Genomic DNA, 24,529 nt, shown 5'->3' with positions numbered 1-24,529 from the left:
TATGACTTCTTCTCCCCACTATATTCCCCAATCTGATCCGCCACTTCCTCCTTGGGAAACTCTACCAACAATGTATGATTTACCAAGTGACAACCCAGAGGAACCAGGTTTGCCAGACGATTTTCACTTTTTACAAACCTTACTTTTATATTTAACTTTTCAGCCAATTAACTGGAATCCAGAACTAGTTTATAGTGCGGCTGACCTTAATCTCTACTATGATCTCCAGCATCCTTTGTGGTATAAACGCCCAGATTGGTTTGGTGTGGTAGGCGTAGGAAAATTATACAAAGGGGAGGATTTACGGTTAAGTTATGTAACTTGGCAAGAACCAGCAAATCCCTTCGTGGTTGTTGAGTTATTATCTCCAGGTACGGAAGATGAAGATTTAGGCACAAGAAGAGAAAGTGCAGCAGATAAACCTCCTAGTAAATAGGAAGTTTATGAACGAGTTTTGCGGATTCCCTACTATGTTGTTTTTAGTCGCTATACTAATGAACTTCGGGCTTTCCAGTTAGTCGGTGGTCACTATGAACCGATGAACTTGACTGATGGATATCTACTGATGCCAGAGATAGATTTAAGTTTAGGCTTATGGCAGGGTTCATTTCAAAATATTGAAAGGTTGTGGTTAAGGTGGTTCACTTTGGCGGGAGAATTAATTCCCGTACCCACAGAAGAAGCCGCTGCTGCGACTGAACGAGCGATCATTGCAGAACAAGAAGCTACAGAAGCTAAACAAGAAACTGCTCAAGCTAAACGAAAAGCAGAACAATTAGCAGAACGTTTGCGTCAGTTAGGTGTGAATCCTGATGAACTAGATGAATTATTGTAGCTTCGGGAGTCTTTTATGATACAAAGTATATTTTTTGCTTTTGAGAAATCACCTGTACTGAAACCTTGATACCGGATTCTGAAACAGCTATCTCATAATGAGATTGGCTCTCAGAAAGATTAATTTTTGAGAGCGATCGCATATTTAGCACTTGAAATACGTATAATATTTTCTTCAGGAAGTCTATAGCAACCTCAGTTTTTCAGAAAAACCATTATGTTGCGCTATATCCTTAACTATTCCTAAACTCAATGTCAATTGGGTTACTAGGCGTATAGATAAGGTTCAGCAGCAAATCCAAAAAGCGACGCCCTGAACATTCGCAGATATTACCGCAGACACTGGCTATGTTGCGGCTGCTAAAATACCTAAGTATGAGTAGCATGATTAAACTACTCAGGTAAAAATTGTCTATTTGGTCACACAAGACCATCGAAAGATTGTAGAAAAGTGTATTTCCTTGTTTTGATAGTGGTGCTAACCTCAATTTGAAGGATGTTATCAGCCTTTATCTGCTAGAGTTTCTGACTTTCAGCAAACTAAATAATCTATCAACAATAAAATCGCTAGGAGTGCGATGAGATGTCACAGTTTCATATCACAAGGCCAGAAATAGCTGCTGGAACTCTAATCGATAACCGCTATATTATCCAAAAACTTCTAGGACAGGGAGGATTAGGACGAACTTACTTAGCTTTTGACACTCGTCGGTTTGATGAACCTTGTGTTCTCAAAGAATTTGCACCCATCGGCACAGGGGAGAGTGGACTGGAACAATATCGCAACTTATTTAAAAGAGAGGCAAAAATTCTTCATCAATTGCAACATCCTCAAATTCCCAAGTTTTTGGCTTGCTTTGAAGGAGATGGTCGGCTATTCCTAGTACAAGAGTATGTTGATGGTAAAACATATTCGAGATTGTTAGGAGAACTTCAACGTCAAGGAAGAAATTTCTCTGAAGACGAAGTTATCCAGTGGCTAAAAAATCTGCTACCTGTTTTGGAATATGTCCACCAGCACAACATTATCCATCGAGATATTTCTCCTGATAACATTATGTTACCCACTGGCAAGGATCTGCCAGTACTGATTGATTTTGGTGTCGGTAAGCAAATTGCTGATGTGAACGAGGGGAGAAGTTCTAACCACCAGGTAACCTTTGTTGGCAAAATGTCCCTCGTCGGTAAAGTGGGATACGCTCCCCGAGAACAGATTAGCTTAGGTTTATGTTCCCCCTCTAGTGACCTCTATGCTTTGGGCGTAACAGCTATTGTGCTACTCACAGGTAGAGATCCATCTTTACTAATGGATCAATATTCACTTGAGTGGAACTGGCGTTATTATACCTATGTTACTGATAGTTTTGCTCAAGTACTCGATCAGATGCTGGCAGATAGGCCTAACAAGCGATACCAAACAGCCAGGGAAGTTATCACAGATTTACAGCGTATTGGAGAACCAAAAGTGGCAATGTCTCCTGCAATCATGTTTGATGATTTACCTGCCACGGTATTTAATCCGGAATTTCAGGCTATGTCGGCAATATCGCAGTCATACAACCAACCTGGAGAAACGATTTTTAGTTCACTTAGTTCACCTACTAGTCCGCAAACTGGGCGAATTGAACAACAACAACCTTCCCTCCAACCAGAATTTATCAAAAGTTGTCACCAAGGATTAGCCTACCACATCGGCCCAATGGCAAATGTGATTATAGAAGAAATATTAGATGAAAATCCTTACATTTCACCTGAACAGTTTATTGAACTTATAGCTAGGCAAATTCCTGACTTTCAAGCAGCTATTGAATTCAGGAAAAGCCTATTTTCATAGAGATTTAAAGAGGATAATATTTAATTTTGGATTGTTTAGTCTCCTGTACTTCCCTGAGTGCGTTTGATTCTTTTCATTGCCATTTCTAAACTTAACTGCATCCGTTTAAAGGCTTTAGCTAAATTACCGATTTCATCATTAGACATCTGCTCAAATTCAACTTCCATATGTCCGGTACTAACCTCTTCGGCAATGCGAGTCATGCGTTTGAGAGGCATAACAACTTGTCGATTCAAGAATAAGTTGACTAATAGGATAGTCAGTATAAATATAGTTGATACAATTAGGATAATTAGTAAAGAAGACTGATTTGCTTTGTTGATGACATTATTTGCAGGTACTGATATAATCTGAGCGCCAACAATCTCATTAAGCTTCCACCCAAATCCATTAGCTGCACCATAAAGATTAATCATACTTTGAGGTGCAGCTTCGGGTACACTATGACAGACCAGACAACTTTGTTCAGAAACTGGTAAGGGACGAGCAATATAAAAGATGTCCCCACCAGGAATTGAGCGAAATCCACTCACTTCTTTAAGGTCTGATTTATTTCTGAACCTTTCTACAATTTCCGCCTCAAAACCGTCAGCCTTATCTCGAAGATTAGTGGGATTGAGAGTTGCTTCTTTGTAAAAGAACTCACGGTAGTCTTTTGTTTTTCGTAAAATTTCAAAGACCTCTCTTGCTGAGTATGCAGGAACACTTTGCGGCAAAAACTCAGTAGCCAATTTATCGGCTAGCTCTGGATTCACTTGAGTACTAGTGTATTTACGAACAGAACTCATAGTTTCCATGAGCATGAGACCTGTTGAGCTAATATCTTGTTTAGCATTCTCCCTAAGTAGAGAAGACAGAGCAAATCCACTCAAGCTCAGACCGAATGTCAAAATTATCAGTAGCAGAATTGTAAACTTTTGTTTCAGATTTAGATTTTTTAGCATAATTTTGTATTACTTACAAGTCAAATTATTATGAACAAATATGACTACACTCATCATTTACTTTAATATGAGCAATTAACTTTCATATTTTGGTGTAAAGGCATAGTTTAGCGAAAACTATTAGGGTATATACAACTTTATACTATTAGTAATTATTGAGGTTAATGAAAATGTTCTCTAAGTAACTAAGCTCCAAAAAACTACAACAGCAATTCAAATGGAATTCCTAAAAATTCGTGTTGGCTGTTCTGATCCCGTGCCAAAATAAATACCAGCAATTGTCAAATATTACTAATGGTGTGGAATGCAGGAAAGTCTTTATTCGGGGGACGCTACATTATCGAAAGCCAACTAGGTGAAGGCGGAATTGGCATTACTTATCTTGCCAGAAATCAACGGAATCAACAGCGAGTGATTAAAACCCTCAAAGAAGAAATCCTGAATCACCCCGCCTGGATACTCCACCGAAACAAGTTACGGCAAGACTTTCGTGATGAAGCAGTTCGGCTGGCTGTGTGTCACCATCCTCATATAGTACAGATAGAAACCATCTTTGATGAGGGAAATTTGCCCTGCATGGTGATGGATTACATTGAAGGCGAAGACTTAGGACAGCGCTTGAAGCGGATAGGGGTGCTATCAGAAGCAGAAGCGCTGTTGTACATCCGGCAAATTGGCGACGCTTTGACTCTAATCCATTCTAAAGGACTGTTGCATCGGGATCTCAAACCACGCAACATCATGATCCGCATTGATAAATCAGAAGCAGTGCTGATAGATTTTGGCATCGCTAGAGAATTTATTCCTAATATGATCCAAAGGCATACAGTGTATCGTACCCCTGGTTTTGCCCCACCTGAACAGTATGAATCAGAAGCGCCACGAGGAGAATACATTGACATCTATGCCCTAGCCGCTACTTTGTATAATTTACTTACCGCAGTTGTACCAACAAGTGCAGATGATAGACGTCACAATATCAATTTAGAACCACCACAATATTTTAATCCCAACATCAGCAACAGGGTAAATCAGGCTATTATGTGCGGCATGGATTTGGAGTCAACCTATCGTCCCCAGTCTGTGCAGGAGTGGTTGGATTTATTAGACCCGGATAAAGGGGAAGATGTAACCGCAACATCATCTACCTTAGTGATAACGCCTAGACTTAAATTACCTCCACCTGTTTTACCACTTGTTGTATTAGATCAGCAGAACTGGCAATGTATACAGACCCTCAAAGGTCATTCTAGTATGGTTCATGCGATCGCCATTAGTCCAGATGGGCAATTTATTGCTAGTGGCAGTAATGACAAGACGATCAAACTTTGGCAAGTGGGTACTGGTAAGCTAGTCCGTCAACTAGGTCGTTGGTCTTCTAGTCATTCCAATATGGTTAATTCCGTCGCCTTTAGCCCAATCTCTTCAAACCTTTCTTTTCAAGGGGATTCCGGTAAATCTGCGGGAGTTGTAGACCTGAACCGAAGAATTTTAGCTAGCGGTAGTTGGGATAACACCATCAAATTGTGGGATGTCAACACAGGCAAAGAAATTCGTACTCTCATTGGTCATGCTAATTGGGTGAATTCCGTTGCCTTTAGTCCAGATGGTAAGTTTCTGGCTAGCGGTAGTGCTGATTGTACAATCAAACTGTGGCAGGTACACACAGGCATAGAAACCCAAAGTTTCAGAGGTCATTCTGACTCAGTTTCGTCAGTTGCTTACTCTCCGAAAACGCCTGCAACCAATAGCAAGGATAGACAGCTGGTGGCCAGTGGTAGTAATGATTACACGATTAAACTGTGGCAACTATACACAGGCAGAAATATTTGCACATTATTAGGTCATTCCTTTTTCGTCAACTGTATTGCTTTCAGCAAAGACGGAGAAATTATTGCTAGTGGCAGTGGTGACAATACGATTAAACTGTGGCACGTAAATACAGGCAGAGAAATTCGTACTCTCATTGGTCATTCTGATTCAGTTTGGTCAGTTGCCTTTAGCCAGGATGGGCAATTTCTCGCTAGTGGCAGTTGGGACAACACTATCAAACTGTGGCACGTACACAGTGGCAGAGAAATCAGCACACTTACAGGGCATTCCAACTATGTTAGATGTGTTGCCTTCAGTCCCGATGGCCAAACCCTAGTTAGTGGTGGTGATGACGACACTATTAAGATTTGGCGAAGAGGGTAGTAAATAATTCGTAATTCGTAATTCGTAATTCGTAATTCGTAATGATGTTCTCTACGAGAGGTTGCGCGTAGATTGCTTCCCTGTAGGGGTGCGCGGACTCGCTAACATAATTTTGAATTTACATATCTCTGTGCTGAGTGTAGTTCGATACTTTTAAATCTACAGATAGAATTGCGATCGCCCCAAATTTGCGACAATAATGACGGCAACCGTGATTATTGAACAATAAATTATATATATGGGTTTTGGTATTGGTGATTTATTCTGGATTTTCCTGCTTCTGACTTCTTTGCAACCCCTTTGGCAAAAACGTCAAATAGAATATCGGCGCTTGCGTGCTTTACAAGAATTCCAGCAGGAACGCGAAAGTCGGGTAATTTTGCTGATTCACCGCCAAGAGTCCATTAGCTTTCTGGGAATTCCCATATCTCGCTACATTACTATCGAAGACTCAGAACAAATATTGCGAGCAATTCGCCTCACACCCGCAGATGTGCCGATTGACTTAATTTTGCACACTCCTGGTGGTTTGGTTTTGGCTACAGAACAAATCGCCAGAGCATTAATTCGCCATCAAGCAAAAGTCACAGTTTTTGTACCCCACTACGCCATGAGTGGCGGTACTATGCTTGCCCTTGCCTCTGATGAAATTATTATGGATGCTAACGCTGTCTTAGGTCCAGTTGATCCCCAATTGGGTAATTACCCCGCAGCAAGTATCCTGAAAGTAATTGAAGATAAACCCATCAGTGAGATTGATGACCAAACTCTAATTATGGCCGACCTCTCACGCAAAGCAATACAACAAGTACAGCGGTTTGTACGAACTCTACTGAAAGACAGTATACCCAAACAAAAAGTTTTGCCAGAAAATATCGAACCGATTATCGAAGCCTTAACAACTGGGCGCGTTACCCACGACTATCCCATCACTATTGAAGAAGCAACAGAAATGGGGCTGCCCGTAACCGTCGGACTGCCCCATTCCATTTATAATCTCATGGATCTGTACCCACAGTCACAGGGAGGACGACCCAGTGTGCAGTACATTCCTATGCCTTACAATGACCGCCGTTCAATTCTACCTACACCCAAAGGCAGACCCTTAGAAGAACCAAATCAGATGACTTGAGTCTTTAAAATAGGAATTTTTTCTGATGACTAAGGTGTAGATGTCGGTGTCGCTGTCGGTGTCGTTGTTGGTGTAGCTGTCGGTGTCGCTGTTGGTGTCGCTGTTGGTGTCGCTGTTGGTGTCGCTGTTGGTGTCGCTGTTGGTGTCGCTGTCGGTGTCGCTGTCGGTTTAGCTGTTGGTTTAGCTGTTGGTTTAGCTGTCGGTGTCGCTGTCGGTTTAGCTGTCGGTGTCGCTGTCGGTTTAGCTGTCGGTTTAGCTGTTGGCTGACCCAAAAGTGTCTTGGCTTCTTGATCGAGCTTTTGCCGGAGTGCTAAATTAGCAATTCCGGTTTCTTCCAACTGATTTTTCTTCTGGTATTCCTTCACCGCTGCTTCCATTTGGGGACCATAAAAATGATCGCGCGGTAAGGGAGGATTTGGCTTCAACACTGCATTCAAATTTGATTGCAGAATTTGAACGATGTTGGCAGCAAAATCTTGGGTTTTTGGCCCTGCTATCCCATCAACAGGCTTTAGCTTATAACCTGTCTGAAATTCACGAATTGCCTTTTTAGTTTCCTCATCCGTCAAAGCAGTATTTGTTACCTTGACGTTATAGCCTAATCCGCGCAATACAGAACGGAATTGCTGAGGCGTATAGCTACGTTGAGGGGCTGCGAAACCTGTGTCTACAACTAAACTAGCAGTTATCAGGCAAGTAACAGCAAAGGTTGCGCTTGATTTTCCAAACCCACACCACATATTTAAAACTCCTTTGGATTAAATCAGCAGGATTATAAATGTTAACAGCTGCATTTTAAGTTTGTTTAATAACTTTTTTTGCGATTATTTAATGATTTTTGAACAATTTTTGATTTATTTTTGTCAATTTTAACTAGAACTACAGAAACTAGTTTGTGTCATCCATCGAAAGAAGTATCTTTGATTAGCAGAGATACAGCAATTATCATTTGAATCGAATACACCCTTTGAACAGTAAATTACAGTAGGGGCGCAAAGATATTCCCCCCTACTGGGGTTTAATCAACTGAAAATTACTGTAATTGATTGGAAAGAACCGAAAATTCTTGAAGAAGAATTCTGACTCCTGACTCCTGAATTCTGTTCGATAAATGAAAGAGCTTAGAGTATTCCAACAAACAAAAAACGTATAATATATGACAAAAAATGAAAAATATAAAATCTTCTAAGCAGCGAAATCTTTGGTTTGAAAGATTTATGGCAATTGCTGCCACCGTAAATTTAGGTTTAGTTTTGTTTGATTTAAGTTACGTACCTTGGCGGGATTTCTACTTGCGAAAAATTCCCCAAATTATTCAGATTTATGATCCAGTAAAGGGTATTGAACCCTATCGAGACACGAAAAATTATTTAGAAACAGTCAAGGCATTAGAAGAACAAGTCAGCCAAACAGGGTTAGAGTCATCTGAGGTAAAGAGCAAGCTAGAAGAAATAAGGCGTCTGAGCAACGAGATGATCGACACTAACCCGTTCGCGGGAGTGAATAAGAGTGGTACTCTGGAAAAAATCAAAAATCGGATGCGCGATCGCATCGGTAACGAATCTGCAAAACAATCCTTCGCCACTTTTTGGAGTCAGCCGTATTTATCACAAAATGGCTGGATTCAAGAAATTAATTTTTTTAACGATAGAATCAGCCCTTTGATTGCTACTAACTATTACCGCCAAATCGGTGAAAATGGCGATTTTGTTGATAATTTCTGGATTCTTGACTTACCCTTTGTGATTTTATTTGGCGTAGAATTGCTGGGGCGTACCTTCTTAATCAGACGCCAACATCCCGGTTTGAACTGGTTTGAAGCACTATTGTGGCGTTGGTACGACCTATTTTTACTACTGCCATTTTGGCGATGGTTGAGAGTCTTACCTGTATTAGTCCGCCTAGATCAAGCGCAATTATTGGATCTCCATCCAGTGCGAAAACAAATTCATCAAGGAATTGTCGCCAACTTTGCCGAAGAACTCACAGAAGTTGTAGTGGTGAGGGTAATTAATCAAGTTCAGGGTTCAATTCAGCGGGGTGAGGTAACAAGTTGGCTCTCGCAACAAGAAAATTTACGTCCCTACATAGATATTAATAATGTGAATGAAGTAGAAGCGATCGCAGGTCTTTTGGTAAAAACAATTGTTTACCAAGTGCTACCCGAAATTCAACCTGCGATCGTTGCCATTTTGCGCCACAACATTGAAACCGTCTTCCATCAAGTCCCCGTCTACCGAAACCTCCAGAACCTCCCTGGCGTGGGACAGGCTCAAACCCAATTAAGCGAACAAATGGCGACTCAAATCACAACTAATCTTTACAAAACTTTAGTTAGCGCAGTTGAAGATCCAGTTGGCGCAAAACTCACCAGTCAACTCGTACAAAGCTTCAGTGATGCCTTGGGATCTGAAATGAAGGAAAAACACGTACTTTCAGAAATTCAGAGTTTACTTTTTGACTTCTTAGAGGAAATAAAAATCAACTACGTCCAGCGTTTGTCTCAAGAAGACATAGACCAAATTATCGAGCAAACCAGGCAGCTAAGAACACAAGTATCAGTTCCAGCAGTAGTTGATAAAGGCACTACTTTCCCCAAAATACGAGAAGGGTAGAGGGTGAGATAAGGGAGATAAGGGAGATGAGGGAGATAAGGGGGATGAGAGGACAAAGGGAAAAGGATAAAGAAACAAACCCTTTCCCCCTTCCCCTTTACCCTTTTTCATAATCCCCCATGCCCAATGCCCAATGCCCGACTATCCCATAAATGCGCTAAACTCGATTTAGGCGAATCATCATTGGTTCGTCACAAGACTTCTTGGAAGATATACCTATCGCAGGAAGTGGGTCGAAGCCCACTTTTTTTATTGAATTCTCTCATGGCTCATCCTTTAGTTCCACAAATTATTGATTTGGCGACACCAGTGGCAGAAGAACTGGGATTGGAAGTGGTTGGCGTGGTTTTTCACACCAACCAAAGTCCACCAGTATTGCGGGTAGACATTCGCAATCCTGAGCAAGACACTGGGTTGAACGATTGTGAGAGGATGAGCCGTGCTTTAGAAGCCTCCTTAGATGCTGCGGAAATCGTTCCAGATACATACGTCTTGGAAGTGTCTAGTCCTGGTATTTCGCGGCAACTGGTAACAGACAGGGAGTTTATTTCCTTTAAAGGATTTCCTGTCATCATCTCCACTTCGCCACCCTACGACGGACAACAAGAGTGGATTGGTCAGTTGATTCGCCGGGATGAGACAGCACTTTACTTAAACCAAAAAGGTCGTGTAGTCGAAATTCCCCGCTCCCTAATTACTAAGGTGCAGCTAGAGGAGCGCCGATAAACAAGTGATTAGAGGCTAGGGACTAGGGACGAGGGACTAGGGATTGCAGGAGCAGAGGAGCAGAGGAGCAGAGGAGCAGAGGGTAAGTTGCTGCAAGTCTTTTGCCTTTGCACCCAATGCCCCATGCCCCATGCCCAATGCCCAATGCCCAGGCCCTAGTTCCTAATTTTTAAAGGAGATTGCTTATGTCAATGGTTACTTTACCTGGATTAAAAGAATTAATTGAAAGTATAAGTCGCGAGCGGAATTTACCCCGGCTTGCAGTTCAATCAGCTATTAGAGAAGCACTACTCAAAGGCTATGAACGTTATCGTCGTGCCCAAAATTTAGAGCGCAAACAGTTTGACGAAGATTATTTTGAAAATTTTGAAGTAGAACTCGATATTGAAGGAGAAGGATTTCGCGTTCTTTCTACCAAAACCATTGTTGAAGAAGTAGATAACACAGACCACCAAATTTCCCTAGATGAAGTTCAACAAGTCGCTCCCGAAGCACAGTTAGGGGACTCTGTGGTGCTGGATGTTACCCCCGACCAAGGAGAATTTGGTCGGATGGCGGCAATGCAAACTAAGCAGGTATTGGCGCAAAAATTACGGGATCAACAGCGCCAGATGGTGCAAGAAGAGTTCCAAGATTTAGAAGGAACTGTCCTGCAAGCAAGAGTCCTGCGGTTTGAGCGGCAATCTGTAGTTTTGGCAGTCAGCAGTAATTTTGGTCAGCCAGAAGTAGAAGCCGAATTACCGAAGCGGGAACAGTTGCCCAACGATAATTATCGGGCAAATGCCACCTTCAAGGTATATCTCAAAAAAGTTTCCCAAGGTCAGCAACGAGGACCGCAATTGCTTGTGTCTCGTGCGGATGCTGGTTTGGTAGTTTATCTTTTTGCCAACGAAGTCCCAGAAATCGAAGATGAAGTGGTACGGATTGTTGCCGTAGCTAGGGAGGCAAATCCCCCCTCTCGTTATGTCGGTCCCCGGACTAAAATAGCAGTAGATACTCTTGATCGCGATGTAGACCCAGTTGGTGCTTGTATTGGAGCCAGGGGATCGCGAATTCAAGTGGTAGTCAACGAATTACGCGGTGAAAAAATAGATGTCATTCGCTGGTCGCCAGATCCAGCAACATATATCGCCAATGCCTTAAGTCCAGCACGGGTAGATGAAGTACGCCTAATGGACCCTGAATCCCGACAAACTCACGTACTAGTCGCTGAAGATCAATTGAGTTTGGCCATTGGGAAAGAAGGGCAAAACGTCCGTTTGGCAGCCCGCCTGACTGGTTGGAAAATAGACATCAAAGACAAAGCTAAGTATGACTTCGCAGGAGAAGATGCCAAATTTGCAGCTGTCAGAACAAAATATCAATCAGAGGAATCTGAGGAAGATGATCTCGACTATGAAGAAGAATTAGAGGATGAAAATCAGGACGAATTAGAAGAGGAGGATAGTTTTGACAATAACGATGATGAATAATTGATTAATTTTGTAAAGTTTTGATACTGTAGATTGTAGTCTCAGTCTCAAGGATTATTCTCTCAAAAGCTACTTGGTATAAGTAAAAAATAGTAATAATAAACTTCTTTTTACATCCAAAATCCTGGACTGAGATCATCAAAAAACCGATGAAACCAAATTATCGGCGCTGTATTAGTTGCCGCAAAGTAGGCTCAAAAGATGAGTTTTGGCGGATTGTCCGCGTCTTTCCATCGGGAAAGGTACAATTAGATCAGGGCATGGGGCGTTCCGCCTACATTTGTCCAGAAACAAGTTGCCTACAAGCAGCTCAAAAAAAAAATCGACTAGGGCGATCGCTACATGCATCAGTGCCAGAAACACTGTACCAAAGCTTGTCGCAACGTCTAGCCCGCAGTAATACCCAAAACCAAAACCAAATTTAATTGGAACAACTTTGTGACCTAATCTCCAGAAGAATTGTGTCGAAAGCTCAAGTCGTGCTTTCATCACACCCTCTGTTGATCGTCAAGGTTAGTGCCAAAATAGTAAATGGGTGTAAAAGGCATTCGCCTCTTCAATAACAAGAGGGGCGAGGCAAGATTCCCCCAGAATCAAGATGTAATCGATTGTGTTGTGGAAGACTCAGAATCAACAAAACAAGAAACTACAAAATGGCAACCTGGTAGCGCTCAGGCGCAGTTCGGCGTCAAGGGTTCCTATAAAAATCTTTTATTTAAGAAATTTTTATGGGTATCCCTCAACCATCATTCCTGGTGGGGATGCCACTATTAAACCGAAACATCTCTCTTTCCTGATTGGAGGCACCGGCAAAAACTGAACGGCAACCTAAAAACAGTAATCCAAGGATGGAGATGTCGCAAACCAGGCAACCATCCGCTAAAACTGTAAATTAAAGGGGAAGAGTGGATGAACAACGGCAAAGTTAGAATCTATGAATTATCAAAGGAATTGAATTTGGATAACAAAGAGCTATTAGCAATTTGCGAGCAGCTCAGCATCTCGGTCAAAAGCCATAGCAGCACGATTTCAGAATCCGAGGCAGAAAACATCCGGGCGGCAGCAGAAAAGCTTGCAGCTACGAATGTGTCAGCCAAAAAGGAACTAGGTACAACCAGCCATAAGCCAAATTCACCACCCAACGGCGGACGTAACCGACCTGCTGCACCCCACAAACAGCAAATTTTGGAAATACGCAAACCCAAAATATTGAGAAATACTACTTCCAACGCCCCAGAGGCGTCACTTGCTACCAATACCCAAGCTGCCTTGTCTGAAGCTAATCCTCCCTCTCCTCCACGGCCTTTCGCTACACCGGTCTCACCCATGAAGCCGACGGTACCAACTCGACCTGTACCCCGGACTCAATCTGAGACTCAAGAGCAACCCACGATCGCTGACCTGGAACAAACGCCTAATTCAAATCAGGCTCCGGAAAAAATAGCATCCCCAAAACCGGAAAAAATAGTTCCACCCAGACCGAAGTCAGAAAAACCGATCAAACCGCAACTAGTTGCTCCTCCAGCCAGACCTGCGGCAGAAGAAGCCCAGGTAGCAGATGAGCCAGTCTCTCAGGCAGATAAACCAATCCTTAAACGCGACCAACGGCTGCGGCCAGTGGAAGGCGGCGATCGCGAGCAAATTAAGCCGAGAGTTGCTAAACTGCCAACTGACCAGTCTCCAGTCGGTGCGCCACAAAGAACAAGTCGTCCTACCCCTTCACCCACCAGACCAGAGCAGAGGGGCAATAGACCATCTGCACCATCACAACTGGGAGAAGGGCAACGACCCAGGCCAGCGCGTCCAGGTGAAGGTGTAGCAGCCGCAATGCCCATCGCTACTCCACCCAGACAGATGTCAGGAATAGCGGGCAAATCTCAAGGTTCTGGTGATGAACCAGTCACACCTGATCTCCTCGATTTAAAACGCCCAAGTCCGCCTCGCCCGACCAAAGGTGGCAAAAAGTGGGTAGAAGAGGAAATAATTGACGAAGTTAAAGAGAAGGCTAAAGCCGGCGTCAAAGGCAAGCGGATCAAACCCATACTTGATGATGAGTTTGAAGAAGATTTGCTAGATGATGACGATATTGACTCACCAGCCACAGTCCAAGTTAGCCTTTCCATCGCTCGTCCTCCCAAACCCAAAGCGACTCGACCTGTACAGATGCCAGGTGCAACTCTTGCTAGCGCCCCAACTGCAAGAGCGAGAAAGCCTGGTTCTAAATCTGGTTCCAAGTCTGGTTCTGGCCGCGACCATCACCAAAACCGTCGCCAAGAAGCCGAGACCAAACGTGACCGTCCAGAAAAAGTGGTGATCACAGGGCCGTTGACTGTGCAAGAACTGTCTGACGTTTTAGCCGTCCCTGATACAGAGATTGTCAAAATCCTGTTCCTCAAAGGCATGGCGGTGAGTATCACCCAAAATCTGGACATTCCCACAATTACCCTGGTAGGAAAAGAACTAGAAATAGAAGTCGAAACCGCCGAGCGAGAAGCAGAAGCTCGGAAAATTACAGAAATGGTCGGTGCAGAAGACCTAGAATATCTCCACCGCCGTCCGCCTGTTGTGACAATTATGGGTCACGTAGACCACGGTAAAACAACCCTGCTCGACTCAATCCGCAAAACAAAAGTGGCTGCTGGCGAAGCTGGTGGGATCACTCAACACATCGGTGCATACCATGTGGATGTGGAACATGAGGGTAAACCCCAGCAGATAGTCTTCCTGGATACTCCTGGTCACGAAGCATTTACCGCTATGCGGGCCCGAGGAGCGCGGGTAACAGACATTGCCGTATTGGTAGTGGCTGCTGATGATGGCGTGCGTCCGCAAACCATTGAAGCCATTAGCCACGCCCAAGCTGCGGGAGTGCCAATTGTCGTTGCAATCAACAAAATTGACAAAGAAGGGGCACAGCCAGAACGCGTTAAACAAGAACTGACCCAGTATGGTCTGACCTCAGAAGACTGGGGTGGTGAGACGATCATGGTTCCCGTGAGCGCCATCAGGGGTGAAAACCTAGATACGCTCTTAGAGATGATTCTCTTAGTAGCAGAGGTTGGAGAACTATCTGCCAACCCAGATCGTACCGCCAAAGGAACTGTAATTGAAGCACATTTGGATAAGGCTAAGGGAGCAGTTGCTACCCTGCTAATTCAGAATGGCACCCTGCATGTGGGAGATATCTTGGTAGCTGGCTCGGCTTTCGGTAAAGTCAGGGCAATGGTGGATGACAGAGGCAAGAGAGTAGACATTGCTTCTCCTTCCTTTGCTGTCGAGGTACTAGGTTTAAGTGATGTGCCAGCAGCAGGTGACGAGTTCGAGGTCTTCCAGAACGAAAAAGAAGCCAGAGCACTCGCTAGCGATCGCGCCGATAGACAACGCCTATCCCGCCTGTTACAAGGTCGTGTTACCCTTACAACCCTGTCGGCTCAAGCACAAGAAGGCGAGTTGAAAGAACTCAACTTAATCTTGAAGGGAGACGTACAAGGTTCAGTGGAAGCCATTGTGGGAGCGCTCAAGCAAATCCCACAAAACGAAGTCCAAATTCGGATGCTGTTGGCTACTGCTGGGGAAATCACCGAGACAGATATCGACTTAGCAGCTGCCAGTAACGCTGTAATTATTGGCTTCAACACCACCTTCGCTAGTGGCGCCAGACAAGCCGCTGATGAAGCAGGTGTAGATGTCCGGGAATACAACGTCATCTACAAACTCCTAGAAGATATCCAAGATGCCTTGGAAGGTCTTTTGGAACCAGAGTTGGTGGAAGAACCCTTGGGCCAAACCGAAGTCCGTGCCGTCTTCCCAGTCGGTCGTGGTGCAGTTGCCGGTTGCTACGTTCAATCTGGCAAGCTAGTTCGCAACTGCAAAGTCAGGGTGCGACGTGGCGGTAAGGTGATCTTTGAGGGCGTCCTTGACTCCTTAAAACGGATGAAAGAAGATGCCCGTGAGGTCAACGCCGGTTATGAATGCGGTGTCGGCATGGATAAATTCAATGATTGGGTTGAAGGTGACATCATCGAATCCTATCAGATGGTTACGAAGCGCCGCACTCTCACCTTAACGAGATAGTGTTGAGGGTAAAATGGTTAGAAGTTAGGAGTGATAAATTAGGAGTTAGGAGTTAAAGGCTGCTAATTTCTAACTCCTAACTCTTAACTCACAATTTTTTATAATATGCATTCATTTCGCTCTGAACCTATTTTGTGGATTCACGTCGCTGGATTGGCGACGTTGCCTATTTTTTTAGTACTCTGCTTATTCTTCCTGTCTGTAGGCGAGCCGTTTTTACCCGTCTGGATGGAACTATTTTTGGTTGCCGCCATTGGTGTTCTCCCCCTCTTATGGATGCAGTTGCGTCGCCCCTTTTATATATTTGCTCTTTTAGGAATAGCCCTAAAGCCAGAAAATCTGACTGAACGGCAGCGGAAAATTCTCTGTTTAATTAATACAAAGTTAAATCGTATTCTGGCATTAGTAGCAGCAGTATTGTCAGTTTTTGTATTGTGGCATCTCTATCAAATTGCCCCATTAGTAGCAAATTCAGCTAAATTTCTCCCACAATGGCGCAGTCTTGCACTAGTGCTTGCGGGATTAGCTTTTTTAGGCAGCAATCTATTTTTACAAATACCTGTGAGTGTAATGCGAGTTTTGGTGACTAATGACACAGAATTCGCTGGCATAGAACCATTATCTTTAGAAAAGATTAAGCAAGACTTTACCATTTTAGGGGTGCGGGTTAATCAAATCGTCCCCCGATTGTTGCAATCCTTGTTTAGGATTAATACAGATTCATAGCAGCCCCAAAAGTAATTATTTCACTTTAAAGGGCTACAAGTGAGGAGTGGGGGGAGAAGAATTAATAACCAATGCCCAATGCCCCATGCCCTATTCCCAATACCCAGTTACCGTTGAAGTTAAAATAAAGGAATGAGGAACTATGGCTCAAATTCCAGCTTCTAGCGATCGCCAATTTTCTGCTGATACTGAAATTTGGTATAGCCTCAAATGCGCGATATCCACTAGTTCCGGTTTTCAACGCTGGCAACTAGAACGTGATGCTCAGTTACAGGGAATTCGCTTAGAACAGCAGGTACAGCGGTATTTAAGGGAAACTTTAGAAACTTTAGCTTACTAAAAATTAAGTAAATCTTGTAGGCTTGTTTGCAAGCGACGAAGTTGACGGTATGCACTCTCCAAGCGATCACCATCAACTTCAACTTCATTTGTGGGATAATTCTTAATAATTTCAATCAGCGACACTTGCCCGTCTTGACTCGCAGAAAGTATCAATGCGGCTCGTAAAGCCTGTCGATCTGCTTTCCGAGATGGTGTAGAAATAACTTGACTAATTTTATCCAAAATAATATTACCAATCTGGCTATTTAGCACTCTATCTAGAAAAACAGGGTTTATCTTTACTGGTTCCGTTAAATACTGACGAATGGCTTTGGGATCTTGTCGCGCCAAAGCTAAATTGACTCTTAATGAACGTGAGAGTTCACCTGTTTGGGCAAAGGTGGATAGTTCCTCTACAGAAAGTGATTCACGGAAGACGCCATACTTCAGCACTATTTGTTCCGCAGCAAAGGCAGGAGTGGACAAAAAGAGAAGATAGATACTGCCTACTAAAACTAAAATGCGACGCAGCCCCAAAACATTAAAATGCATTTCTCCCTATTTCCAATAGGTTTGCTTTTATTGTGATGATATTCCAGCAACATTATTTGCAGCATCTAGCTTTAGGAAACACAATAAATAAATCAGCCAAAGCAGGATGAGCGCTTAGAAAAGGCAGCGAGAGACTTGTTAATAGAACATCACCTCATCCCAAAAGCCTCTAGTAGAGCTTGGCAAAAATCCTTCTATCATCTCAATTAACAAGGTTTGGGGCCTACCCTGAATAATTTGCTCAAGCAAATTGTTAAGGATAGACAAACTTCGGCTACAGTGTACTAGTAGAATTCTCTGAATAAAAGAATATAACTAATGTATAAGTTCTGTGATCTATCTAAGGAATTTAGCTGAATCAGCGCTAATCATCCAGTATAGTTTTGCATAGATTTTACAGCAGCTACAAGGCTGCTACCTTCAATCTTGTTCGACACACGATAATTCAGCACATCACAGACGGAAAAAATGAAATACCGGGGTTTTCACATTTCTCTAGCGAAAAATTTTCGCCTTCTTTCTAGCAGTCATCTCAGATATACTTTGCGCGTAGGAGCGGGACTAACAGCTTTGCTAGTTGTTTCCGGCGGGTCAATACTACTACCTGGTGAAGTTAATGCTGGTGCTACTCAAGAAGGTATTGCTCCAATTCTGACAGCGCAAGCTCCTGCAACAGCCGCAGTGATTTACGTTAATCCCGCAACTGGTGCAGATAGTGCTGGTGCTGGTGCAACCTCAGCAGCACCCTACAAGAGCATCAGTTTCGCTCTGAGTCAAGCTCAACCAGGTGCAGTTATTCAACTAGCACCTGGGAACTATAACCAAGAAAGTGGCGAAACCTTCCCGCTTTTGCTTAAACCAGGGGTGACGCTGCGGGGTGATGAAGCTACTAAAGGTCAGGCAATATTAATTACAGGTGGAGGTTTCTACACTAGTCGCACCTTTGCCAGACAGGACATTACCATCCTTGCCGAGCAAGATGCCACGATCGCTGGTGTCAGCGTTACCAACCCAAATAGCCGAGGTACAGCGGTGTGGGTGGAGTCAACTAATCCCACTATCAAAAACAGTACTTTTACTAACAGTGTCAGAGAGGGTGTTTTTGTCACAGGTACAGGCAATCCCAAAATCGAAGGCAACCTCTTTGTGCAAAATAAAGGCAATGGGATTTCAATTGCTAGAGCTGCTCAAGGAGAAATTCGGAGCAACTTATTTCAGGATACTGGTTTTGGTTTAGCGATCGGTGGCACTTCCACACCTCTAGTTGTGGAAAATCAAATTGTCGAAAATCAAGACGGTCTTTTTATCTCAGAGTCAGCAAAGCCTGTATTGCGTAAGAATGTCATTCAGAACAATAAGCGAGATGGCTTAGTAGCAACTGTCAGCGCTCTACCCGACCTTGGCACGAACGAAAATCCTGGTGGCAATCTTATTCGCAATAACACTCGTTATGATGTGAACAACGCCACCAAAACCAGTACAATTCTTGCTGTTGGCAACGATATCGATCAGAAAAAGATTTTTGGCTCAGTAGATTTTGTTGCGGCAAGTGTTGATATACCACCTGGAGGGCCTGTCGCCTTTAAGGATGTGCCAGCAAATTACTGGGCAAAAACCTACATCGAAGCTTTAGCCTCCCAAAATATTATTGCTGGCTTTCCTGATGGCAGCTTTAAACCAAATGAACCTGTAACCCGCGCTCAATTCGCCACTATTATCACTAAAGCCTTAACACCACCAGTCAAACGCGCAGGCATTCAGTTTAAAGATGTAGCAAGTAATTTCTGGGCTTATGCTGCAATTCAATCTGCTTACCAAAGTCAATTTGTTTCTGGTTATCCCGATGGCACTTTTAAGCCACAGCAGCAAATTCCGAGAGTACAAGCATTAGTAGCTTTAGCTAATGGTTTAGGCTTAACTGCGAATAATCAGAATGTCCTTTCCTTTTACACCGACGCTGCCCAGATTCCTAGTTATGCGATCGCTCCTGTTGCTGCGGCAACTGCACGGCAACTAGTAATTAACTATCCCACAGCCAAGCAACTTAATCCTAATCGTCAGGCGACTAGAGCCGAAGTTGCTGCCTTTGTTTACCAGGCACTCGTCAATGCTGGACGTGCTCAACCAATTCCTTCATCCTATTTGGTAACAGTTCAGTAAATACCTAATTAGCAAATTGGAAGCGCCAAACTAATAATTTTTTAGTTTGGCGCTTCCAATTAATGTGAGTTTTTTATTCTAGGGTTTTTTAAACATAAAATTTGGGGTCTTTAAATATAGTTAACCCCATTTGAATGTTATTTGGTTTATGGTCAGGGTCTTTATATTGGCTGACCCCGTTTCAACGATTTCTAGTTTCTCAGAAATTTTTGCTTTTTGGAATTTCCTAATAATTTTTTTATTTTTTCTCTGTTGATATTTTATTCTTCATAACATTATTAATAAATTTGAAGAATATAAAGATATGCAAAAGGAAAGCAGTAAAAAATTAACAGCTAAATTTCTCGCTTCAGGAATTAGGATTTTTACCCGACTGGGGGCTTGCTTGCCGCCGCTGTTCCCAGCGCCAGAGGAACACCATTAGAGCAACTATTCCTAGTTGGAGAGCTAAACTAGGCAAAGCGCTCTCAACATTGCGCCCGGCAAGCACTTGGAAGAAAAAGACGAATGCACCGAGTGAGCCAGAAGCAGCGAAAGCGATGTAGAAAAATTGTCGTAAGCCGCGATAAGGAGCGGCTATTTCTGCTTTGAGGCTGGCATATTGTTCAGAGTTAAGACGATTTTTGGGGTTTTGGTTTATCATGACTAAATCATGTTATACTCTTAGATTGTGTACGCCGATGTGGCTCAGTGGTAGAGCAGCTGATTCGTAATCAGCAGGCCGTGGGTTCAAATCCCATCATCGGCTTTGATAAAAGGATTGCTCAATAGTCAAGTTTGACATAAATCATGTTGTACAGTGACTAATTATTCCTCGTCGGTGACAGATTAATGTCGTAGTGACAAATTATTGTCATCAAACCTAGATTATTACTGATGATAGTGATTATGTGACAGTGCCAGGAATTCAGGTATTTACTACTAATTCGGGAGCGTAGGCGAAGCCCGTCGCAGACATCGCCGCATCTAAAAATCAAATCAAACTGATAACTAAATAAGCATTGTCCTAATCAACTGCGAGAAATTACACAGCAGTTACTCGCATCTGCACATCTTGCACCTAGCCCTAGCGATTTCTAATCGCGGCTATACAAACGAAGTCCGCCTGCGCGGACTAATAGAAAATCAAGGGTTTTGCCTGTGTAGCCGAGACTTCCAGTCGCCTGGTGCAAGATATAAGCATCTTCAAAACCCATTGCGTATGGCGCGTTGGCATATCCTCTCGTAGAGAAGGGAAGCCTACCGTACCCTTTGGGGAAGAATGTTGGCGACAAAAAGATCCCCGACTTTTTAGAAAAGTCGGGGATCTGATTTCTTGTTTAAGTAGGGCTTGCTGAAAAAGTCTGATGGCTGGGGTAGGCAATAGGGAATAGGCAACAGGCAATAGTTTCATCCTGATTTTTGGTGTTTTTTTGTGACCTAATCCATGAGAAATGCAAGATTTTTCAGCCTGATACCCCAATTTACTTGCACCTGTTTCTACAAAAATAGCCCCAAAGCATTGATAAATCAACGTTTTATCATTATTCAGCAGACCCTAAGTAGGTGTGGATTATTGCAGTAAAGGAGTTGTGCTATTACCGTTAGTTGACGCATTCGCAATTGCAGCTTGAGTAGGTTGAGTAGTAAGAACCGCTACAAGTGGAGTATCTTTTGAACTAGATTGTTTACTTCGTTTTCGATTGGAGCCGCCAGCCTTGGAATACTCCATACTGTTTCTGCCGTAGACAGTTGCAACTCCACTTAGCATTCGTTCAGACATTTCAGAGAGAGCTTTATTCATCTGGGTTGCTGTTTTACGCGATTCTTCCAGATTGGAAACCAGCATATTATTAGCTTCTAGCACAGCACGGGTAGTGTTGATTCAGTGAGTGTAAGCTTCAATGGTTAACCCATGTCCTAAGTCCAGATTTTTATCAATAGATTTAAGCAAGGCGAGACGAAGTTGGGCTTTGTCAACAGCAGCAGATCCACGAGTTTTTAAAGACATAGCACATCCTTTTTTAATAATTCCTTTTTCAACATTGTGGAGTATCCTTTTGCCTGAGATGGGTAGTTTTGTGGATTTATTTCCTTAAAACTTCAACGAAATAATTACGAGTTTGCCTGTGTTTTTACTCATTTTTCATATAGATTTATTGTTTGAGAATAAGTACAATCAGCAACAGTAATCACAAAATCAATAAATGCATACCCCGAAATAACAAATGCGAACCCCAAAATAGCAATTGCGAACCCCGAAATAACAAATGCGTAACCCGAAATAACAAATGCGAACTCCGAAATAACAAATGCGAACTCCGAAATAACAAATGCGAACTCCGAAATAGCAATTGCGATCGCCAAATCGATAAATGCGTTGGCGTAGCCCGCACTTCTTTACGAGGGGCTGCGCGTAGCTTGCTTCCCCGTAAGTTTTTATCTCTAATACTGAGGGTATTGGGATATTATGCAGGATAATAGAGATGGTTCAATTAGCGTGTCTAAATTTTCATGCAGTTTGAGTGGGATGAGGCGAAAAATTTAGAGAATCTTCGCAAACATGAGATTGATTTCGCCGATGTTCCTGAGATGTTTGAAAGTCCAATGCTAATTGAGTTAGATGATCGTTTTGATTACGGAGAAGACCGTTGGTTCGGTATAGGTTTTCTCGGCAACGGTGTAGCCGTTGTAGTTTGGACAGAACGCAAAAATAATGTGATTCGGATCATTTCAGCACGAAGGGCAAATCGGTATGAGCGACAAAAACTTGAGAAATACCTCTCGTACTAACTGGACAGCATTGGAGTCAATGAATGATGAAGAAATTGACTACTCTGATATTCCACCATTGACAGAAGATTTTTTTCAGAAAGCTACTCTCCGAGTTCCCGCACCTCAAGCACAGCAATTGGTAAAGATTGAGCCAGATATACTAGAGTGGTTTCAAGCTCAAAGCGGAGAATATAAAACCTTAATCAACTCTGTTTTACGTCGTTACATCGAAAACTGCGACGAACAGAGTGCAGTGTAACAATTTAAAATTCAATATTACACCAGAACTTCCCCCCCCAATTAGATGACAATTTATATTGGGTGGGTGTTGCTTAATGTTTCCTCAAAAGCGCGATCGCTAAATCTATAAATGCGTTGGCGTAGCCCAACCCAGGCATCGCGGAATTGTTGATTCGGGCGATCGCATCTGTTACCTGAAACTGCTACTCAATCGGGTGACAAAGTGGTTCATCTAGGCGATCGCGTGCATCAAAAATTAAGGGACAATCTTAAAAATTATCGTAAATAAGTAGTAAGGTGGTTGGGATGGAGTGCCTTTCTGGGTTCCAATTATCCGATTTCCAGATGGTAACTACGCCTTTTCTGTAAATGAAAGCTAATTTAAATTTCTTCAAATACCCTAGATAAACAACTTTTGAGCAGTTACCATTTAACAAATCGGCACGGTTAGCGATCGCCTTCGTCGTAGAGACAAGCAAAAACTATAATGAATGCATAAAGCAACCAATATAAGCAAGGTTAAGAGAATCTAAACAATGCAGGCTCATAGCAGTTCAGAGCAAAGGCTACTTGAAAAAATTCAAAAACTACTAAAAAGCGTCCAGCAGTAGTTGTGAGTTCTAATAGCTATCAACGCGGTCGTTCGGATTTGATATTGATAGCGATTACCAGTCAAGCAAATCCAGCAACTTCTTTTGGTGAAATCACAATTAATGGATGGCGAGTAGCTGGTCTTCTCAAGCCCTCAATTATCAAACCAGTTTTGACTACCATAGATAAAGGGCTAGTGATTAAAAAGTGAGGACGACTTGAGGAACCAGACCTTCAGACTTTGCAAAACCTCTTTCTGGCTATTTTGGGTTGATATGCGAGATCGCTCCTTAAAATCAAAGCCTCTGATTATCACTCAAACTCAGTTTCGCAGAAAGCTTTTAATAAATCGATACAATTAGCGATCGCTCCTAAATGAGCAATTTCATAACCGTGGGTATTTTGGGTAGGAAACGCTAAACACGCAGCACGTCCAACATGACCAAATTTCATTGCAATTGAAGCATCGCTACCAAATCCGCTGAGAGTTGTGAATTGTATTGGCATATCGAGTTGCTTTGCACTATGGCGCAATTGACTATTTAACCCCTCATCATATATTCCATAGGCATCTTGAGATAAAAGTACAGGACTTTCCCCATCTTTAACGGGATATTCCTCAGATAATGGACAAATTTCTAAAGCAATTAAGGCATCCAAACGCTGATTTTGGGTGAAAAATAGCGCCCCAATTGCTCCCACTTCTTCTTTAGCTGATGCTACTAAATAAACATCAACAGCAGGCTGTTTCAGGTTTTCAGCCAAGGCTAGCAAAATGGCAACAGAAGCTTTGTTATCCAAGGTGTAACCGGCAATATGATTCTTTAACCGAATTGGACGCTTGCGATGTTTGCCGATTACCATTCTAGTTCCAGGTCGAATGCCAGCTGCTTCTAATTCCGCAGATGTCAGCTTCGTTTCAATCCAGGCATTTTCCCACTTAACTGTTGTATCTTCCTGCTGCACTTTTTGGGGCGATTCGTGGGAAACATGGCGGGAACCAAAGCTGAGAATACCGCTAATAGTTTCGTTATCTCCCAGTAAATCGACAACGCCTTCGCCATAAACCCACGGGAAAGAACCGCCAAGTTTGCGGACTTCCACACGACCTTCATCACCAAGACTCTTGACAATCGCACCAATCTCGTCTTTATGTGCGGTGATAGCGATCGCTCGGTCTGGATTTTTCCCTGGAATCTTGGCAATAATATTATCGGCGCGATCGCACCAGACTTCTATACCCAGCGCCGCAAATCGTTCCATCAACAACTGATTAATCTCAGCTTCTACACCACTCGGAGAATGGTGCATCACCAATTCTTCAATAATTTCAAATAAGCGATCGTAATCCCACATCA

21 protein-coding genes, 1 tRNA gene and 2 pseudogenes are annotated in these 24,529 nt (G+C 42.9%); 16 read left to right on the top strand and 8 right to left on the bottom strand.

Going from position 1 to position 24,529, the window contains the following annotated elements:
- Position 1: 1 nt before the first annotated feature.
- Together ACWATR_RS16880 and ACWATR_RS16875 are read left to right on the top strand one after the other, a co-directional pair.
- A pseudogene (locus ACWATR_RS16880) lies at positions 2–835 on the top strand (Uma2 family endonuclease).
- A 582-nt stretch (positions 836–1,417) separates the two neighbouring features.
- Complete coding sequence (locus tag ACWATR_RS16875) at positions 1,418–2,668, top strand: protein kinase domain-containing protein (protein WP_460334619.1); 1,251 nt, start codon at positions 1,418–1,420, stop codon at positions 2,666–2,668.
- Between the two features lie 35 nt (positions 2,669–2,703).
- Here ACWATR_RS16875 and ACWATR_RS16870 read toward each other — a convergent pair whose 3' ends face one another.
- Positions 2,704–3,612: a Tll0287-like domain-containing protein gene (locus ACWATR_RS16870; protein ID WP_460334615.1), complete on the bottom strand. Its 909-nt coding sequence runs from the start codon at positions 3,610–3,612 to the stop codon at positions 2,704–2,706.
- A gap of 294 nt (positions 3,613–3,906) precedes the next feature.
- On the opposite strand from ACWATR_RS16870, the gene ACWATR_RS16865 reads away from it, so the two are divergent.
- Both ACWATR_RS16865 and ACWATR_RS16860 read left to right on the top strand, forming a co-directional pair.
- Positions 3,907–5,808, top strand: a complete 1,902-nt coding sequence (locus tag ACWATR_RS16865; RefSeq protein WP_460334612.1) for a protein kinase domain-containing protein — start codon at positions 3,907–3,909, stop codon at positions 5,806–5,808.
- Positions 5,809–6,046: 238 nt separating this feature from the next.
- Positions 6,047–6,940: an SDH family Clp fold serine proteinase gene (locus ACWATR_RS16860; protein ID WP_181927851.1), complete on the top strand. Its 894-nt coding sequence runs from the start codon at positions 6,047–6,049 to the stop codon at positions 6,938–6,940.
- A 29-nt stretch (positions 6,941–6,969) separates the two neighbouring features.
- On the opposite strand, the gene ACWATR_RS16855 is transcribed toward ACWATR_RS16860, so the two are convergent.
- The gene (locus tag ACWATR_RS16855; RefSeq protein ID WP_460334609.1) at positions 6,970–7,680 is read right to left on the bottom strand and encodes a peptidoglycan-binding domain-containing protein; all 711 of its coding nucleotides are present in this window, start codon (positions 7,678–7,680) and stop codon (positions 6,970–6,972) included.
- Between the two features lie 426 nt (positions 7,681–8,106).
- Here ACWATR_RS16855 and ACWATR_RS16850 point away from each other — a divergent pair, with 426 nt between their 5' ends.
- The 7 genes from ACWATR_RS16850 (at position 8,107) to ACWATR_RS16820 (ending at position 16,893) form a co-directional block, all read left to right on the top strand.
- Positions 8,107–9,555, top strand: coding sequence for a hypothetical protein (locus ACWATR_RS16850; RefSeq protein WP_460334606.1), 1,449 nt, complete (start codon positions 8,107–8,109; stop codon positions 9,553–9,555).
- 264 nt (positions 9,556–9,819) lie between these two features.
- A complete protein-coding gene (rimP, locus tag ACWATR_RS16845) occupies positions 9,820–10,281 on the top strand; it encodes a ribosome maturation factor RimP (protein ID WP_460334603.1) in 462 nt (153 codons plus the stop codon).
- A gap of 185 nt (positions 10,282–10,466) precedes the next feature.
- Entirely contained in the window at positions 10,467–11,753 is a 1,287-nt protein-coding gene (gene nusA / locus ACWATR_RS16840) for a transcription termination factor NusA (RefSeq protein ID WP_460334600.1), read from the top strand.
- 149 nt (positions 11,754–11,902) lie between these two features.
- Positions 11,903–12,178 (top strand): YlxR family protein, encoded by a 276-nt coding sequence (locus tag ACWATR_RS16835; RefSeq protein ID WP_181927846.1) that lies wholly within the window; start codon positions 11,903–11,905, stop codon positions 12,176–12,178.
- A gap of 484 nt (positions 12,179–12,662) precedes the next feature.
- Positions 12,663–15,827, top strand: a complete 3,165-nt coding sequence (gene infB / locus ACWATR_RS16830) for a translation initiation factor IF-2 (RefSeq protein WP_460334596.1) — start codon at positions 12,663–12,665, stop codon at positions 15,825–15,827.
- Positions 15,828–15,932: 105 nt separating this feature from the next.
- Entirely contained in the window at positions 15,933–16,553 is a 621-nt protein-coding gene (locus ACWATR_RS16825; protein WP_460334593.1) for a low-complexity tail membrane protein, read from the top strand.
- A gap of 142 nt (positions 16,554–16,695) precedes the next feature.
- Complete coding sequence (locus ACWATR_RS16820) at positions 16,696–16,893, top strand: hypothetical protein (RefSeq protein WP_069073454.1); 198 nt, start codon at positions 16,696–16,698, stop codon at positions 16,891–16,893.
- Here the strand turns inward: ACWATR_RS16820 and ACWATR_RS16815 are convergent.
- Positions 16,890–17,426, bottom strand: a complete 537-nt coding sequence (locus tag ACWATR_RS16815) for an alpha/beta hydrolase (RefSeq protein WP_460334589.1) — start codon at positions 17,424–17,426, stop codon at positions 16,890–16,892. The genes ACWATR_RS16820 and ACWATR_RS16815 overlap by 4 nt on opposite strands.
- Positions 17,427–17,894: 468 nt before the next feature.
- Between ACWATR_RS16815 and ACWATR_RS16810 the strand changes: the two genes are divergently transcribed.
- Positions 17,895–19,586: a DUF1565 domain-containing protein gene (locus ACWATR_RS16810; RefSeq protein WP_460334587.1), complete on the top strand. Its 1,692-nt coding sequence runs from the start codon at positions 17,895–17,897 to the stop codon at positions 19,584–19,586.
- 349 nt (positions 19,587–19,935) lie between these two features.
- Here ACWATR_RS16810 and ACWATR_RS16805 read toward each other — a convergent pair whose 3' ends face one another.
- Positions 19,936–20,229: a DUF3493 domain-containing protein gene (locus ACWATR_RS16805; protein WP_460334584.1), complete on the bottom strand. Its 294-nt coding sequence runs from the start codon at positions 20,227–20,229 to the stop codon at positions 19,936–19,938.
- A 33-nt stretch (positions 20,230–20,262) separates the two neighbouring features.
- On the opposite strand from ACWATR_RS16805, the gene ACWATR_RS16800 reads away from it, so the two are divergent.
- A tRNA-Thr gene (locus ACWATR_RS16800) sits at positions 20,263–20,334 on the top strand.
- Between the two features lie 328 nt (positions 20,335–20,662).
- Here ACWATR_RS16800 and ACWATR_RS16795 read toward each other — a convergent pair.
- The 3 genes from ACWATR_RS16795 to ACWATR_RS16785 form a co-directional block, all read right to left on the bottom strand.
- Positions 20,663–20,860 carry a hypothetical protein gene (locus tag ACWATR_RS16795; protein ID WP_460334581.1) on the bottom strand — a complete coding sequence of 66 codons (198 nt, stop codon included), beginning with the start codon at positions 20,858–20,860 and terminating at the stop codon, positions 20,663–20,665.
- Between the two features lie 278 nt (positions 20,861–21,138).
- On the bottom strand, positions 21,139–21,432 hold the full coding sequence (locus ACWATR_RS16790) for a hypothetical protein (protein WP_460334578.1): 294 nt from the start codon (positions 21,430–21,432) through the stop codon (positions 21,139–21,141).
- A gap of 18 nt (positions 21,433–21,450) precedes the next feature.
- Positions 21,451–21,576, bottom strand: coding sequence for a hypothetical protein (locus ACWATR_RS16785; RefSeq protein WP_460334574.1), 126 nt, complete (start codon positions 21,574–21,576; stop codon positions 21,451–21,453).
- Between the two features lie 503 nt (positions 21,577–22,079).
- On the opposite strand from ACWATR_RS16785, the gene ACWATR_RS16780 reads away from it, so the two are divergent.
- From ACWATR_RS16780 to ACWATR_RS16770, 3 genes and pseudogenes are all read left to right on the top strand, one after another.
- Complete coding sequence (locus ACWATR_RS16780; protein WP_334765213.1) at positions 22,080–22,358, top strand: BrnT family toxin; 279 nt, start codon at positions 22,080–22,082, stop codon at positions 22,356–22,358.
- Positions 22,321–22,599 carry a BrnA antitoxin family protein gene (locus ACWATR_RS16775; protein ID WP_460334570.1) on the top strand — a complete coding sequence of 93 codons (279 nt, stop codon included), beginning with the start codon at positions 22,321–22,323 and terminating at the stop codon, positions 22,597–22,599. The genes ACWATR_RS16780 and ACWATR_RS16775 overlap by 38 nt, the downstream gene beginning before the upstream one ends.
- 573 nt (positions 22,600–23,172) lie before the next feature.
- Positions 23,173–23,382: pseudogene (locus tag ACWATR_RS16770) on the top strand (type II toxin-antitoxin system PemK/MazF family toxin); the annotation flags it as partial.
- Between the two features lie 101 nt (positions 23,383–23,483).
- On the opposite strand, the gene ACWATR_RS16765 reads toward ACWATR_RS16770, so the two are convergent.
- Entirely contained in the window at positions 23,484–24,527 is a 1,044-nt protein-coding gene (locus ACWATR_RS16765; protein ID WP_460340466.1) for a M42 family metallopeptidase, read from the bottom strand.
- Positions 24,528–24,529: the final 2 nt, after the last annotated feature.

This window comes from Nostoc sp. UIC 10890, from assembly GCF_054786515.1.
The sequence above is the reverse complement of the archived record's forward strand: the minus strand, read 5'-3'. Positions and strand labels throughout refer to the sequence as shown.

Excerpts from the sequence above, each read along its gene's own strand:
- ACWATR_RS16825 (WP_460334593.1), top strand. The coding sequence starts at position 15,933 with ATGCATTCATTTCGCTCTGAACCTATTTTGTGGATTCACGTCGCTGGA.
- ACWATR_RS16765 (WP_460340466.1), bottom strand. The coding sequence starts at position 24,527 with ATGTGGGATTACGATCGCTTATTTGAAATTATTGAAGAATTGGTGATG.
- ACWATR_RS16820 (WP_069073454.1), top strand. The coding sequence starts at position 16,696 with ATGGCTCAAATTCCAGCTTCTAGCGATCGCCAATTTTCTGCTGATACT.
- ACWATR_RS16870 (WP_460334615.1), bottom strand. The coding sequence starts at position 3,612 with ATGCTAAAAAATCTAAATCTGAAACAAAAGTTTACAATTCTGCTACTG.
- ACWATR_RS16835 (WP_181927846.1), top strand. The coding sequence starts at position 11,903 with ATGAAACCAAATTATCGGCGCTGTATTAGTTGCCGCAAAGTAGGCTCA.
- ACWATR_RS16780 (WP_334765213.1), top strand. The coding sequence starts at position 22,080 with ATGCAGTTTGAGTGGGATGAGGCGAAAAATTTAGAGAATCTTCGCAAA.
- ACWATR_RS16805 (WP_460334584.1), bottom strand. The coding sequence starts at position 20,229 with ATGATAAACCAAAACCCCAAAAATCGTCTTAACTCTGAACAATATGCC.
- nusA (WP_460334600.1), top strand. The coding sequence starts at position 10,467 with ATGTCAATGGTTACTTTACCTGGATTAAAAGAATTAATTGAAAGTATA.
- ACWATR_RS16815 (WP_460334589.1), bottom strand. The coding sequence starts at position 17,426 with ATGCATTTTAATGTTTTGGGGCTGCGTCGCATTTTAGTTTTAGTAGGC.
- rimP (WP_460334603.1), top strand. The coding sequence starts at position 9,820 with ATGGCTCATCCTTTAGTTCCACAAATTATTGATTTGGCGACACCAGTG.
- ACWATR_RS16810 (WP_460334587.1), top strand. The coding sequence starts at position 17,895 with ATGAAATACCGGGGTTTTCACATTTCTCTAGCGAAAAATTTTCGCCTT.
- ACWATR_RS16855 (WP_460334609.1), bottom strand. The coding sequence starts at position 7,680 with ATGTGGTGTGGGTTTGGAAAATCAAGCGCAACCTTTGCTGTTACTTGC.
- infB (WP_460334596.1), top strand. The coding sequence starts at position 12,663 with ATGAACAACGGCAAAGTTAGAATCTATGAATTATCAAAGGAATTGAAT.
- ACWATR_RS16860 (WP_181927851.1), top strand. The coding sequence starts at position 6,047 with ATGGGTTTTGGTATTGGTGATTTATTCTGGATTTTCCTGCTTCTGACT.
- ACWATR_RS16875 (WP_460334619.1), top strand. The coding sequence starts at position 1,418 with ATGTCACAGTTTCATATCACAAGGCCAGAAATAGCTGCTGGAACTCTA.
- ACWATR_RS16850 (WP_460334606.1), top strand. The coding sequence starts at position 8,107 with ATGAAAAATATAAAATCTTCTAAGCAGCGAAATCTTTGGTTTGAAAGA.
- ACWATR_RS16775 (WP_460334570.1), top strand. The coding sequence starts at position 22,321 with ATGAGCGACAAAAACTTGAGAAATACCTCTCGTACTAACTGGACAGCA.
- ACWATR_RS16865 (WP_460334612.1), top strand. The coding sequence starts at position 3,907 with ATGGTGTGGAATGCAGGAAAGTCTTTATTCGGGGGACGCTACATTATC.
- ACWATR_RS16785 (WP_460334574.1), bottom strand. The coding sequence starts at position 21,576 with ATGTCTTTAAAAACTCGTGGATCTGCTGCTGTTGACAAAGCCCAACTT.